A 12,912-nucleotide genomic window follows, 5' to 3' on the forward strand; every position below is an offset into this window, starting at 1 on the left:
GAGTCTACTCCGGGCCGGAGCCCGACGCCGTCCCCGCCACGGCGAAGCGCGCGCCGCGCACCAACCCGCGCCCCGCCACCGCCTAGGCGCCCGTGTCGAGCGTCGACCGAGCGAGGATCGAGGCCGCGGTCGGGGAGATCCTCGCGGCCATCGGCGAGGACCCCGATCGCGAGGGCCTCGCCGAGACCCCGCGACGGGTGGCCGAGGCCTACGCCGAGCTCTTCGCGAGCGTCGGCACCGACCCCGCCGACGCGCTCGGCGCGACCTTCGCCCCGCCGGCCGGCGCCGTGGCGACCGACGACGCGCAGGATGAGCCGGCCCAGCCCGGCCAGACCGGGGGGCCCGGCCGGTCCGCGACGCCGGAGAAGCCCGCCCAGCCCGTGCTCCTCCGCGACATCACGTTCCGCTCCGTCTGCGAGCACCACCTGCTGCCCTTCGAGGGCGTCGTGCACGCCGCGTACCTGCCGCGCGCAGCTCTCGCGGGCCTCGGCGGCGTCGTCGCCGTGATCGAGTCGGCCTCCTCGCGCCCGCAGCTGCAGGAGCGGCTCACCGACGACATCGCCGAGGCCCTCGAGCGGAGCCTCGACGCGAGGGGCGTGCTCGTGGTGGTCGAGGCCAAGCACGGCTGCGTCTCGGCGCGAGGCCGCCGCCAGGCGCTCAGCACGACCGTCACGCTCTCCGCTCGCGGGGCGCTCGCCGAGCCCGCCGCCCGGGCCGAGCTGATGACCCTGATCGGCCAGCGCGCTCCGGATGCCGAGGGCGGCGCCCGATGAGGAGCAGCGGCACGTCCATCATGGGCATCCTCAACGTCACCCCCGACTCGTTCAGCGACGGCGGCCTCTGGCTCGACCGCGACGCCGCCGTGCGGCACGCGGTGGGCATGGTCGACCGCGGCGCCGACATCATCGACGTGGGCGGCGAGTCCACCCGTCCGGGCTCCCGCCGTGTCGCGGTCTCGGAGGAGCAGCGCCGGGTGCTGCCCGTGGTGCGCGACCTCGTCGAGCGCGGCATCACCGTGAGCGTCGACACCATGAACGCCTCCACGGCCGAGGCGGCGATCGCGGCCGGGGCGGCCATCGTGAACGACGTCTCCGGCGGTCTCGCCGATCCGGAGATGGACGACGTCATCGCGGGCTCGGATGTGCGCTTCGTGGTGATGCACTGGCGCGGCCACGCCGACTCGATGAACGACCTCGCCCGCTACGACGACGTGGTCGCCGAAGTGCTGCACGCGGTCGAGCTGCGAGCCGCCCAGCTCATCGTCAAGGGGGTCGCCCCCGAACGGCTCATCCTCGACCCTGGTCTCGGCTTCGCCAAGAAGTCGCAGCACAACTGGACCCTGCTGGGCCACCTCGACCGGCTCGTGGCCCTCGGGCTCCCCGTGCTCATCGGCGCCTCGCGCAAGCGCTTCGTGGGCGAGCTCGTGCCGGGCGGCGCCCAGACCTCGGAGCGCGACTTCGCCTCGGCCGTGCTCGCCGCCCTCGCCGCCGACGAGGGCGTCTGGGGTGTGCGCGTGCACGACGTGTCGAGCACCGCCGCGGCCCTCGACGTGGCCGCCGCCGTGCGCCGCGGACGGACGGGGGCGCCGTGACCCCGGATCTCCTCACCCTCACCGGACTCGAGGTCTTCGCCCACCACGGGGTCTTCGACTTCGAGCGGGAGAACGGCCAGCGCTTCGTGATCGACGTCGAGCTCGCCCTCGACACCGCACCGGCGGCGGGCGCCGACGACCTCGCCCAGACCGTGCACTACGGCGAGCTCGCGATCGAGATCTCCGACGCCGTGGCGGCCGACCCCGTCGACCTGATCGAGACGCTGGCCGAGCGGGTGGCCGGAGTCGTGCTCGCGCACCCGCCGGTGCAGCGGGTGCGGGTGGTCGTGCACAAGCCCGACGCGCCCATCCCGCTGCCGTTCTCGGACGTGTCGATCACGATCGTGCGGCACCGTGCGAGCGCGTCGGCGCCGCATGCCGCCACCACCGGCACCCCAGCACACACCTCATCCGCCCCCGTCACCGGAGACGCCGCACCATGACCGCACCCGGCCCGAGCCCCCACGCCGTCGCCGGCCTCGACCGGCGCTCCATCGCGCTGCCCGCCGTGCTCGCCTTCGGCAGCAACCTCGGCGACCGCGAGGCCACCATCCGCACCGCCGTCGACGAGCTCCGCGCCGAGCCCGGCATCGAGGTGCTCGCCCTCTCCCGGCTCTACCAGACCGCGGCCGTCAAGCCCGAGGGCATCGAACTCGACGCGCCCGCCTACCTCAACGCCGTGGCCACGATCCGCACGACCCTCCACCCCGAGGCGCTCCTCGGAGTCGTCAACCGGATCGAGCACGAACACGGCCGGGTGCGCGAGGAGCGCTGGGGCGACCGCACCCTCGACGTCGACATCGTGACCTTCGCCTCGATCGTGCGCGAGACCGAGCGGCTCACGCTCCCGCACCCGCGGGCAGCCGAGCGCGACTTCGTGCTCGTGCCGTGGCTCGAGATCGCTCCGGATGCCGTGCTCCCGGGGGCCGGCCGCATCGACCGGCTGCTCGGCGGCATCCCCGAGTCGACCCTCAGGCCGTACGTGGGGGAGGCCCGGTGAGGCACACGAGGGCCGTCACGATCGTCGTCTGCGCGGTCGTGGGCCTCGCCGTGGGCTTCGTGCTCGAGGTGGCGCTCGCCTCGGCCGGGCAGCCCGTCATGATCCCGCCGTTCACCCTGCCGATCACGCTCGTGGCGGCCGCGGCCATCGTGATCGCGCTCGCTCTGCCGATCCGCCGGGCCATCCGGGGCACCGCGAGGTCGCGGATCGACCCGTTCCGGGCCATGCGCGTCGTCGTGCTCGCGAAGGCGTCCGGCCTCGTGGGCAGTCTCATCGCGGGCTTCGGCGCGGGGGTCGTGGCGTTCCTCCTCACCCGCCCGGTGGTGGCGGATGTAGGCTCGCTCTGGCCGGGCGTCGCCGCCGCGCTGTCGGGCCTCGTGCTCGCCGCGGCGGGCCTCGTGGCCGAGCGGCTCTGCACCCTGCCACCCGACGAACCCGACCTGGAAGCCTGAGACCGTGAGCGACCCCGAGGTTCCCCCGCACACCGAAGACGGGCAGCGCGCGAGCCCGACGGTCCCCGAGGTGCTCCCACAGCCGGACGACGGGCAGCCCACGACCCCCGGCGGCCCCGAACTGCCCCCGCAGTCAGACGACTGGCAGCGCGTGAGCCCCAAGTACGTGGGGGTCGAGCTCGTCTCCGCCGCCATCGGCGCCCTCGTGCTCTGCGGCATCACGGTGCCCTTCATCGTGCTCGGCACCTGGTTCGGCTGGCCGGCCCTCAGTCTCGCCGTCGTGATCGGCGTGCTCAACCTCGCCTTCGCGCCGCGCCGGGTGCGCTCGATCGGCTACCGGCTGCGGGCCGACGACCTCGTCTTCCGTCGCGGCATCATGTTCCACCGCCGGGTGTCGGTGCCCTACGGCCGCATGCAGCTCATCGACATCAACCGCGGGCCGGTGGCGCGGGCCCTCGGCCTCGCCGAGCTCAAGTTCGTCACGGCGGCCGCCGCGACCGGCGTCTCCATCCCGGGCCTCGTCGAGAGCGATGCGGATGCGCTCCGCGACCGCCTCGTGGGTCTCGCCGAGTCGCGCCGCATCGGACTGTGAGCGGCGCACCCGAGGTCGCGGGCACCGGGAAGACCGGGCGACCGGACCTCGTCGACGGCGAGTGGCATCGCCTCCACCCGGCCACACCGCTCCTCCGGGGCGGGATCGCGCTCATCGCGGTGCTCGGCTTCGCGCTCGCGAACTTCCGGGAGCGGGCCGTCGAGCTGGTGTTCGGCGGGCCGGTGCCGGACGACCCGTTCCAGACCGCCTACGAGCGCGGACACCTCGGCTGGGTCGGGCTCGCCCTCGTCGTCGGGCTCCTCGTCGGCATTGCGGGCTTCTATGCCTCCTGGCGCATGCACACCTTCCGGGTGGGTGACGACGTGGTGGAGGTGCGCAGCGGGATCATGTTCCGCACCCACCGCCGGGCACGGCTCGACCGCATCCAGGGCGTCTCGATCGCGCGGCCGCTCTTCGCGCGCATCTTCGGCGCCGCGAAGCTCGACATCAGCGTGGCCGGCCAGGATGCCAAGGTGCAGCTGTCGTACCTCGGCTCGGCCGACGCCGACCGGCTGCGTCGCGAGGTGCTGCTGCTCGCTTCGGGGGTGCAGCAGAGCGAGGCGGAGGCTGATCATGCCGGTGGCGCAGCGGATCCCGCCGGCGCCGCGGCATCGCTCTCGACCTCGATCGGGACGGCCGCCGTGCCCGGGCCGCCGGACGGCATCGTGCACCAGCGCGTGCGGGAGCTGCTCGCTCCCGAGCTCGACCCCTCGGCGGCACCGCCCGAGTCGGTCGTGCGCATCCCGCCCGGCCGGCTGATCGGCTCGCTCGTCCTGAGCGGCTTCACCGTGGCGCTCCTCGTGGTGGGAGCGATCGTGGTCGTGGCCTCCGTGACCGGGCGCCAGGAGCTCCTCGTCATCATCCTCGTGCCCGGCGTGCTCGCCGCGGGCGGCTACTACTTCAACCGGTTCACGAAGTCGCTGCGCTACAGCATCGCGGGTACCTCCGACGGGGTGCGGATCGGCTACGGCCTGCTCTCTACGAGCAACGACACACTGCCGCCCGGGCGCATCCACGCCGTTGAGGTCAGCCAGCCGCTGCTCTGGCGGGCGGCCGGCTGGTGGATGATCCGGATCAACCGGGCAGGCGCCGCGGGGGAGGGGAGCGGTCAGACGAGCACGACCATGCTGCCCGTGGGCACGGTCGACGACGTGCGCCGGGTGCTGGGGCTCCTCCTCCCCGGGCTCGCCGGTGAGCAGACGCGCGAGCTCGTGCTCGCCGGGCTCGTGGCGCGGAAGGGCGGCGGATTCTCCGCGGCACCCCGTCGCTCGTGGCCCTACCAGCCGCTGTCCTGGCGCCGCACCGGCTCGGCGGTCACCGCCGACGCCGTGCTGCTGCGCTCGGGCTTCGTCTGGCGGCACCTCTCGATCGTGCCCTTCGCCCGCGTGCAGAGCCTCCGCCTCACGCGCAGACCGTTGCACCGGGCCCTCCGGCTCTCGGAGCTGACCGTGCACACCGTCGCCGGCCCGGTGCGCTCGAACCTCTCCGCTCTCGACGCGGAGGCCGCCGACGAGTCGTTCGAGGCCTGGGCTCGCGCTGCCGTGCGGGCCGCCGCGGCCGACACGGCCCACCGCTGGGCGTCGCATCCCGCCCTGACCGACCCAGCCCCCGACCCGGAGGAGACCCGGCATGAGAGCCTCTGAACGCACCGGCCGGCTCGGCGTCGGCATCATCGGAGCAGGCCACGTGGGGCCCGTGCTCGGCGCGGCGCTCGCCGGAGCCGGCCACGCGATCGTGGGCATCTCCGCGATCTCGGCGGAGAGCCGCGACCGGGCCGAGGCGATGCTCCCGGACGTTCCCGTGCTCACGATCCCCGAGATCGTCGAGCGCAGCGAACTCGTGCTGCTCGCGGTGCCCACGGCCGAGCTGCCCGCCCTCATCGCGGGCCTCGCCGAGACCTCCACCTGGCAGATGGGCCAGCTCGTGCTGCACACCGCGGCCGAGTACGGCGTCGACGTGTTCGCGCCCGCGCGGGCCGCCGGAGTCATCCCGCTCGCCGTGCATCCTGCCCTGTCGTTCTCGGGCACGAGCATCGACATCGCCCGCCTGGCCGGCACCCACTTCGCGGTCACGGCGCCCACCCCCGTGCTCCCCATCGCCCAGGCGCTCGTCGTGGAGATGGGCGGGGAGCCCGTGGTGGTGGCCGAGGCCGACCGGGCGGCCTACGCCGAGGCCATCGAGACCGCCAGCACCTTCTCCACCGCCATCGTCGACCAGGCCACGGGCATCCTCGCCGGCATCGGCATCGAGGCCCCCGGCCGCCTGCTCGCCCCCCTCGTGCGCACCTCCGTCGACAACGCTCTCACGCGGGCCGGCGGAATCGCTCCCGACTGAGCGGGTAGCATCGTCGTGGCGCCCGGCACCTCGTGGTCGCCCGCACCAGCACCACTGCACAGCCAAGGAGTCCCGGTGACCGAAGCCGTCACGGCTGACCGCTCGTCGGCAGCCCCGGTCGTCATCACGACGATCGCCGGGATGCGCGCCGCCCTCGCCGAGAGGCGCTCCGGCGCCGAAGCACCCGGCCCCGCCGAGCCCGTGCGGGTCGCGCTCGTGCCCACCATGGGAGCCCTGCACACCGGCCACGTCGCCCTCGTCGAGCGCGCAGCCGAGATCGCCGACGTCGTCGTGGTCTCGATCTTCGTGAACCCGCTCCAGTTCACCGACCCCTCCGACCTCGAGCGCTACCCGCGCGACCTCGAGGGCGATCTCGCGAAGCTCGCGGGCCACGGCGCCGACATCGTCTTCGCCCCCGAGGTCGATGAGCTCTACCCGGGCGGTCTCACCGCCACACGGGTCACCGCGGGCCGCGTCGGCGGACTGTTCGAGGGCCGCAGCCGCCCCGGCCACTTCGACGGCGTGCTCACGGTCGTGGCCAAGCTCCTCGGCAGCGTGGGCCCGGATGTCGTGCTGTTCGGCCAGAAGGACGCCCAGCAGGTGTTCCTCGTGCAGCAGATGGTCACTGATCTCGACATGCCCGTGCGGGTCGAGGTCGTCGAGACCGTGCGCGACTACGACGAGCTCGCCCTCTCGAGCCGCAACCGCTTCCTCGACGAGCGCGAGCGCCGGGCCGCCATCACCCTGCCGCACGTGCTCGAGGCCGCCGAGTCGGCCTCCGACCGCGGCATCGACGCGGTGCTCGCCGCGGCGCAGTCGGCGGCGATGGGGGAGCAGCTCGTGGAGCTCGACTACCTCGCCATCGTGCACCCCGACACCTTCCTGCCGGTCGACGACGGCTACACCGGCAAGGCGCGCGTGATCATCGCGGCGAAGGTGGGCGACACGCGCCTCATCGACAACGCCGCGATCTACCTCGGCACCTGAGCGGGAGTCCGCTCCGCCGGCCGCACCCGGGCGCGGATCAGCGCGCGGCCTGCGAGAGGTTCAGCGCCTCGCCCGCGTAGACGGTGCCGTCCTCGAGCAGCCCGCCCGGTCCGATCCGGCCGGCGTTGAGGTAGAGCACGGCCTCGGTCGACACCCCGAACCGCGCGGCGATCTGACCGAGTGAGTCGCCCTCGGAAACCACGTAGACCGAGAGTGCGTCGTCGGCATCCGTGCCCACCTCGCCCGTGGCACCCGAGCGGATGCCGGAGTCGGCGAGCTCCGGCAGGTCCTGCGGTGTCAGCCACTCGAGGTCGGCGATCGCGATCGTGTCTCCGTAGCAGCCGTCCACCCGCGGCTCCTCCGGCGACTCCGCCGACAGGTCCGGCCCGACGGGCAGGTAGATCACGGCCTGGTCGAGGAAGCTCGGATCGCCGGTGGGCACATCGTCGACCGGGCCCATCGTCATCCGCTGCTCGAGGTCGCCCGTGAGGGGGGTGGGCTGGAAGGAGTAGCCGTCGGTGTCGTAGCAGCCGATCTCACCGATGGGCTCGGACAGCAGCGTCATCTGCGGTGCGGCGCCGGCGGCCACCTCGGGGTCGAGCGCGAAGTCGGTGAGCACGATCTCCACCACGCGCGCCGCATCCGTCACGACCGCGATGTTGCCGGTGACGGCGGCATCCGGCGACTCGAACGTGCCGGTCGCGAGCACGGCATTGCCCGGAAGGGGTTCGGGCACCCAGGAGGCCGCAGCGACCGCGGCGTCGCCCGCTGCGCCCGGGGCATCGGCATCCGCGCCGGCGACCGGATCGGCGGGCTCCGAGGCCGACGTGCGCGGCGGAGTCGCCGCTGCACCCGTGCCGTCGCCCGGTGCGGCACCGCTCGTGCAGGCCGCCAGGAGAACCAGGGCCGAGGCCGTGACGAGCCCGCCCAGCGCCACTGCGCGGAGCCGTCCGAGCCGCCCTGCCACCATCCCCCGACGATAGCCCATGCCGCCCGGCCCCGCCCGTGCCCGGTAAACTGGGGCCGACTTCAAGGAGACCCCTCTTCCATGACCGACGCATCCGCCGAGAACACCCCTTCCCCCGAGCAGCTCGACGACGAGGCGGAGGTCTTCGAGCAGAAGGCCGTGCGCCTCGCGAAGCGCGACAGGCTGATCGACTCGGGCGCCGAGGCGTACCCGGTGTCGGTGCCCGTCACCACCACGATCCCCGCCGTGCGCGAGAAGTGGGGCCACCTGGCGGCCGACGAGACCTCGGGCGAGACGGTCGGCGTGGCCGGCCGGGTCGTCTTCCTCCGCAACACCGGCAAGCTCTGCTTCGTGTCGCTGCAGTCCGGCGACGGCACCCGCATCCAGGCGATGCTCTCGCTCGCGAACGTGGGCGAGGAGTCGCTCGCCGAGTTCAAGGAGCTCGTCGACCTCGGCGACCACCTGTTCGTCACCGGCGAGGTCATCTCGAGTCGCCGCGGCGAGCTGAGCGTCATGGCGACGGGCTGGAAGATCGCGTCCAAGGCCATCCTCCCGCTCCCCAACCTGCACACCGAGCTCAGCGAGGAGACGCGGATGCGCAACCGCTACCTCGACCTGATCGTGCGCGACCAGGCGCGCCAGGTGGTGCGCACGCGCGCCGAGGCCATGGCCTCGCTCCGCCGCACCTTCGCCGAGCGGCACTACCTCGAGGTCGAGACCCCGATGCTGCAGACCATGCACGGGGGAGCCGCGGCCCGCCCGTTCGTGACCCACTCGAACGCGTTCGACACCGAGCTGTTCCTGCGGATCGCGCCCGAGCTGTTCCTCAAGCGCGCCGTCGTGGGCGGAATCGACCGCGTGTTCGAGATCAACCGCAACTTCCGCAACGAGGGCGCCGACTCCACGCACAGCCCCGAGTTCGCGATGCTCGAGGCGTACGAGGCCTACGGCGACTACACGACCATCGCCGAGCTCACCCAGTCGCTCATCCAGAACGCCGCCCTCGCGGTGGCGGGCTCGCACGTCGTGACCTGGGCCGACGGCACCGAGTACGACCTCGGCGGCGAGTGGGACCGCATCAGCATGTACGAGTCGCTGAGCGAGGCCTCCGGTGTCGAGATCACGCCCGCCACCGGTGTCGCCGAACTGCAGGCGCTCGCCGACCGCGAGGGCGTCGAGGTGCACCTGCCCAACCACGGCAAGCTCGTCGAGGAGCTCTGGGAGCACTTCGTGAAGGGCGGGCTCACCCGCCCCACCTTCGTGCTCGATTTCCCCGTGGAGACGAGCCCGCTCACGCGCGCGCACCGCAGCATCCCGGGCGTCGTGGAGAAGTGGGACCTCTACATCCGCGGCTTCGAGCTCGCCACGGGCTACTCCGAGCTCGTCGATCCCGTCATCCAGCGCGAGCGCTTCGTGGAGCAGGCCGAGCAGGCCGCCGCGGGAGACGACGAGGCGATGCGGCTCGACGAGGAGTTCCTGCGCGCGCTCGAGTTCGGGATGCCGCCCTCGGGGGGCATGGGCATGGGGATCGACCGCCTGCTGATGGCGCTCACGGGCCTCGGCATCCGCGAGACCATCCTGTTCCCGCTGGTCAAGTGACCGGGGTTCCGGAGAGGATGAGCGCATGAGCTTTCTCGGTGGCGGCAAGCCCGACCCGTTCGAACCCGGCAAGACCGAGCGCGAGAACAAGCAGCGCGCGGCCGAGCAGGCCGGTGCCGGCAAGCCCCCGGCCGACGAGAACGATCCCCGCCGGCCCACGATCACCCGCATCGCCATCTGGCTGGTGGCGGGCGGCATCGGCCTCTACTTCATCGGATCGGGGATCTTCGGGATCATCACCCAGGGTGGATGACGTATCGTGGAGCCGATGAACGACTTCTGGCCCGCGATCTACGCCGTGACCCCCACCATCCTGCTCGGACTGGTGTTCTGGTTCGTCATGCGCTCGCTCATCCGGGCCGACAAGTCCGAGCGCAAGGCGCTCGCGAAGGTCGAGGCCGAGGAGCGCGCACGACTCGGGCTGCCGATGGAGAAGGCCGCCGCCGAGTAGCCGCTACGGTATCTCTCAGGGGATGAATCCCGCCAGGGGAGGGATCTCCGGGGGAGAGCGAAGGGGGCTGCCGTGTCGAGTGCCGATGTCGCGGGCATGGTCGTGCTCGTGCTGCTCGCCGTCGACCTCGCCATCCGCGTCATCGCGATCATCGTGGTGCCCCGCAACCGCCGGCCCTCCACCGGCATCGCCTGGCTCATGGCCATCTTCGTGCTGCCCTACATCGGCTTCCTGCTGTTCCTGCTCATCGGCTCCTACAAGCTGCCGAAGTCCAGGCGCGACAAGCAGCACGCCATCAACGAGTTCATCATCGAGACCACGGAGGGCATCGAGCGGGTCAGCGACGACCACCCGTGGCCACCGTGGTTCAAGAACGTCGTCGAGCTGAACCGCACCCTCGGGGCCATGCCCCTGGTCGGCGGCAACGACGCGACCCTCCTCGGCGACTACGACGAGTCGATCCGGCGCATGACGGCCGACATCGACGACGCGCAGCGCTACGTGCACGCCGAGTTCTACATCCTCTCCTACGACGCCACCACGAAGCCGTTCTTCGAGGCGCTCGCGGCCGCGGTCAAGCGCGGTGTGATTGTGCGGGTGCTGCTCGACCACATCGCCTCGGTGAGGGCGCCCGGCCATCGCAAGACGGCGAAGATGCTCGACCGCGCGGGCGTGACATGGCACTACATGCTGCCGGTGCAGCCGCTCAAGGGCAAGTGGCAGCGCCCGGATCTGCGCAACCACCGCAAGATCCTGGTGGTCGACGGCGAGGTCGCCTACATGGGCTCGCAGAACGTGGTCGACCGCAGCTACAACAAGAAGTCCAACCTCAAGCGCGGGCTCAAGTGGCAGGACCTCATGACGCGCCTCGAGGGCCCCATCGTCACGGGCATCAACGCCATCTTCATCACCGACTGGTACAGCGAGTCCGACGAGCTGCTGCTGCGGGAGACCCGGGCCATCACCGACGACGTGATCGACGAGGATCCGCGCGCCCTCGACATGCAGGTCGTGCCCTCCGGCCCCGGTTTCGACGGTGAGAACAACCTGCGCCTGTTCCTCGCGCTGCTCTACGCGGCGCAGGAGCGCATCATCATCACGAGCCCCTACTTCGTGCCGGACGACGCGATGCTCTACGCCATCACGACCGCCACCCAGCGCGGCGTCGAGGTGCAGCTGTTCGTCTCCGAGATCGGCGACCAGGCGCTCGTCTACCACGCGCAGCGCTCCTACTACGAGGTGCTGCTGAAGGCGGGCGTGCGCATCTACATGTACCAGGCGCCCTACATCCTGCACTCCAAGCACTTCACGATCGACGACGACGTCGCCGTGATCGGCTCGAGCAACATGGACATGCGCTCGTTCAGCCTCAACATGGAGGTCTCGCTCATGGTGCGCGGGGCCCCGTTCGTGGCGGCGATGCGTGGAGTCGAAGACGGCTACCGCGAAGTCAGCCGCGAGCTCACCCTGGAGGAGTGGCACAAGCAACCGCTGCGCTCCACCATCCTCGACAACCTGGCCCGCCTCACCTCCGCCATCCAGTAAGAACAGCACACACACACGACATCCTTGGGGGGATACCTATGATCACGTCCACGTTCGACGACGGATTCAACGACTACTACTACTACAACGACCCGCTGTCGGTCATCTTCAGCCTGATCGTCTCGGTGCTCATCATCGCCGGGCACTGGACCGTGTTCCGCAAGGCGGGCCTGCACGGCTGGGCCGCCATCGTGCCCTTCTACAACTGGTGGACCCTCTGCCGCACGGCCGGCAAGCCGGGCTGGTGGTTCATCTGGTTCATCATCCCGATCGCGAACATCATCGTGGGGATCATCGTGGCGATCAACGTGGCCCGCAAGTTCGGAAAGGGCGGCGCGTTCGGCTTCTTCCTGCTGTTCTGGCCGCTGCCGTTCATCGGCTACCCCCTCCTCGGCTTCGGCACGGCCGAGTACCAGGGCGAGCCCTACGGCGCCGCACCGCGGGAGCCCGTCGGGGCGCCGGCGGCCCCTCGGGTCTGATTCCGTCACGCCCACGGCGAACAGGGGCTGTCCGGCCCCTGTTCGCTGGTTAGTCTCTTCCTAACGGTCGCCATCCACCTGCCCTGGCGACCAGGGAGACAGACATGTTTGAGAGATTCACCGACCGAGCCCGTCGCGTCGTCGTCCTGGCACAAGAAGAAGCCAAGATGCTCAACCACAACTACATCGGCACCGAGCACATCCTGCTGGGGCTGATCCACGAGGGTGAGGGCGTGGCCGCCAAGGCGCTCGAGTCGCTCAACATCTCGTTGGATGCCGTGCGCGAGCAGGTTCAGGACATCATCGGCCAGGGCCAGCAGCAGCCCACGGGTCACATCCCCTTCACGCCGCGTGCCAAGAAGGTGCTCGAGCTCAGCCTCCGCGAGGCGCTGCAGCTCGGCCACAACTACATCGGCACCGAGCACATCCTGCTCGGGCTCATCCGCGAGGGCGAGGGCGTCGCCGCCCAGGTGCTCGTGAAGCTGGGCGCCGACCTCAACCGGGTGCGCCAGCAGGTCATCCAGCTGCTGTCCGGCTACCAGGGCAAGGAGCAGGTCGCGGTCGGCGGCAACGACCAGGCGCCCGACAAGGGCTCCCAGATCCTCGACCAGTTCGGTCGCAACCTCACCCAGGCCGCGCGCGACAACAAGCTCGACCCCGTGATCGGGCGCGAGAAGGAGATCGAGCGGGTCATGCAGATCCTCTCCCGCCGCTCCAAGAACAACCCCGTGCTGATCGGTGAGCCCGGCGTCGGCAAGACCGCCGTGGTCGAGGGCCTCGCCCAGGCCATCGTGCGCGGAGACGTGCCCGAGACGCTGAAGGACAAGCAGCTCTACACGCTCGACCTCGGCTCGCTCATCGCCGGATCCCGCTACCGCGGAGACTTCGAGGAGCGCCTGAAGAAGGTCACCAAGG

At 71.4% G+C, this 12,912-nt stretch carries 16 protein-coding genes; 15 read left to right on the forward strand and 1 reads right to left on the reverse strand.

Annotated features, from left to right (window positions below):
• Positions 1-92 precede the first annotated feature (92 nt).
• The 9 genes from folE to panC all read left to right on the forward strand — a co-directional run bounded on the left by folE (position 93) and on the right by panC (position 6,956).
• The gene (folE, locus tag Q0D57_RS17135; protein ID WP_291046315.1) at positions 93-773 is read left to right on the forward strand and encodes a GTP cyclohydrolase I; all 681 of its coding nucleotides are present in this window, start codon (positions 93-95) and stop codon (positions 771-773) included.
• Complete coding sequence (gene folP, locus Q0D57_RS17140; protein ID WP_291046317.1) at positions 770-1,591, forward strand: dihydropteroate synthase; 822 nt, start codon at positions 770-772, stop codon at positions 1,589-1,591. Before folE ends, folP begins: the two co-directional genes overlap by 4 nt.
• The gene (gene folB, locus Q0D57_RS17145; RefSeq protein WP_291046319.1) at positions 1,588-2,034 is read left to right on the forward strand and encodes a dihydroneopterin aldolase; all 447 of its coding nucleotides are present in this window, start codon (positions 1,588-1,590) and stop codon (positions 2,032-2,034) included. The genes folP and folB overlap by 4 nt, the downstream gene beginning before the upstream one ends.
• Positions 2,031-2,591, forward strand: coding sequence for a 2-amino-4-hydroxy-6-hydroxymethyldihydropteridine diphosphokinase (gene folK / locus Q0D57_RS17150; RefSeq protein ID WP_291046321.1), 561 nt, complete (start codon positions 2,031-2,033; stop codon positions 2,589-2,591). The genes folB and folK overlap by 4 nt, the downstream gene beginning before the upstream one ends.
• On the forward strand, positions 2,588-3,043 hold the full coding sequence (locus Q0D57_RS17155; RefSeq protein ID WP_291046322.1) for a DUF3180 domain-containing protein: 456 nt from the start codon (positions 2,588-2,590) through the stop codon (positions 3,041-3,043). The genes folK and Q0D57_RS17155 overlap by 4 nt, the downstream gene beginning before the upstream one ends.
• A 121-nt stretch (positions 3,044-3,164) precedes the next feature.
• Positions 3,165-3,635 (forward strand): PH domain-containing protein, encoded by a 471-nt coding sequence (locus Q0D57_RS17160; RefSeq protein ID WP_291046338.1) that lies wholly within the window; start codon positions 3,165-3,167, stop codon positions 3,633-3,635.
• The gene (locus Q0D57_RS17165; RefSeq protein WP_291046324.1) at positions 3,632-5,278 is read left to right on the forward strand and encodes a PH domain-containing protein; all 1,647 of its coding nucleotides are present in this window, start codon (positions 3,632-3,634) and stop codon (positions 5,276-5,278) included. Before Q0D57_RS17160 ends, Q0D57_RS17165 begins: the two co-directional genes overlap by 4 nt.
• A complete protein-coding gene (locus Q0D57_RS17170; protein WP_291046326.1) occupies positions 5,265-5,969 on the forward strand; it encodes a Rossmann-like and DUF2520 domain-containing protein in 705 nt (234 codons plus the stop codon). The genes Q0D57_RS17165 and Q0D57_RS17170 overlap by 14 nt, the downstream gene beginning before the upstream one ends.
• Before the next feature lie 75 nt (positions 5,970-6,044).
• Entirely contained in the window at positions 6,045-6,956 is a 912-nt protein-coding gene (gene panC, locus Q0D57_RS17175) for a pantoate--beta-alanine ligase (protein ID WP_291046328.1), read from the forward strand.
• Between the two features lie 37 nt (positions 6,957-6,993).
• Here panC and Q0D57_RS17180 read toward each other — a convergent pair whose 3' ends face one another.
• Entirely contained in the window at positions 6,994-7,926 is a 933-nt protein-coding gene (locus Q0D57_RS17180; RefSeq protein WP_291046330.1) for a LysM domain-containing protein, read from the reverse strand.
• Positions 7,927-8,004: 78 nt separating this feature from the next.
• Between Q0D57_RS17180 and lysS the strand changes: the two genes are divergently transcribed.
• From lysS to Q0D57_RS17210, 6 genes are all read left to right on the forward strand, one after another.
• Positions 8,005-9,522 (forward strand): lysine--tRNA ligase, encoded by a 1,518-nt coding sequence (gene lysS, locus Q0D57_RS17185; RefSeq protein ID WP_291046331.1) that lies wholly within the window; start codon positions 8,005-8,007, stop codon positions 9,520-9,522.
• A 25-nt stretch (positions 9,523-9,547) separates the two neighbouring features.
• The gene (locus Q0D57_RS17190) at positions 9,548-9,775 is read left to right on the forward strand and encodes a hypothetical protein (RefSeq protein WP_291046333.1); all 228 of its coding nucleotides are present in this window, start codon (positions 9,548-9,550) and stop codon (positions 9,773-9,775) included.
• 15 nt (positions 9,776-9,790) lie between these two features.
• The gene (locus Q0D57_RS17195; RefSeq protein WP_259530242.1) at positions 9,791-9,973 is read left to right on the forward strand and encodes a hypothetical protein; all 183 of its coding nucleotides are present in this window, start codon (positions 9,791-9,793) and stop codon (positions 9,971-9,973) included.
• Between the two features lie 96 nt (positions 9,974-10,069).
• Complete coding sequence (gene cls / locus Q0D57_RS17200; RefSeq protein WP_291046339.1) at positions 10,070-11,518, forward strand: cardiolipin synthase; 1,449 nt, start codon at positions 10,070-10,072, stop codon at positions 11,516-11,518.
• Between the two features lie 38 nt (positions 11,519-11,556).
• A complete protein-coding gene (locus Q0D57_RS17205) occupies positions 11,557-11,997 on the forward strand; it encodes a DUF5684 domain-containing protein (protein ID WP_291046336.1) in 441 nt (146 codons plus the stop codon).
• A gap of 104 nt (positions 11,998-12,101) precedes the next feature.
• On the forward strand, positions 12,102-12,912 hold an 811-nt coding region (locus Q0D57_RS17210), incomplete at its 3' end, for a Clp protease N-terminal domain-containing protein (RefSeq protein WP_291046337.1).

Origin of the sequence: Herbiconiux sp. (assembly GCF_023264895.1) — a bacterium.
In the GTDB taxonomy this organism is placed as follows: Bacteria; Actinomycetota; Actinomycetes; order Actinomycetales; family Microbacteriaceae; genus Herbiconiux.

Bases quoted from the DNA above. Each gene is read 5' to 3' on its own strand.
- Q0D57_RS17170 (WP_291046326.1), top strand. From the start codon at position 5,265: ATGAGAGCCTCTGAACGCACCGGCCGGCTCGGCGTCGGCATCATCGGA.
- lysS (WP_291046331.1), top strand. From the start codon at position 8,005: ATGACCGACGCATCCGCCGAGAACACCCCTTCCCCCGAGCAGCTCGAC.
- folK (WP_291046321.1), top strand. From the start codon at position 2,031: ATGACCGCACCCGGCCCGAGCCCCCACGCCGTCGCCGGCCTCGACCGG.
- folP (WP_291046317.1), top strand. From the start codon at position 770: ATGAGGAGCAGCGGCACGTCCATCATGGGCATCCTCAACGTCACCCCC.
- Q0D57_RS17180 (WP_291046330.1), bottom strand. From the start codon at position 7,926: ATGGTGGCAGGGCGGCTCGGACGGCTCCGCGCAGTGGCGCTGGGCGGG.
- Q0D57_RS17205 (WP_291046336.1), top strand. From the start codon at position 11,557: ATGATCACGTCCACGTTCGACGACGGATTCAACGACTACTACTACTAC.
- Q0D57_RS17190 (WP_291046333.1), top strand. From the start codon at position 9,548: ATGAGCTTTCTCGGTGGCGGCAAGCCCGACCCGTTCGAACCCGGCAAG.
- Q0D57_RS17195 (WP_259530242.1), top strand. From the start codon at position 9,791: ATGAACGACTTCTGGCCCGCGATCTACGCCGTGACCCCCACCATCCTG.
- cls (WP_291046339.1), top strand. From the start codon at position 10,070: ATGGTCGTGCTCGTGCTGCTCGCCGTCGACCTCGCCATCCGCGTCATC.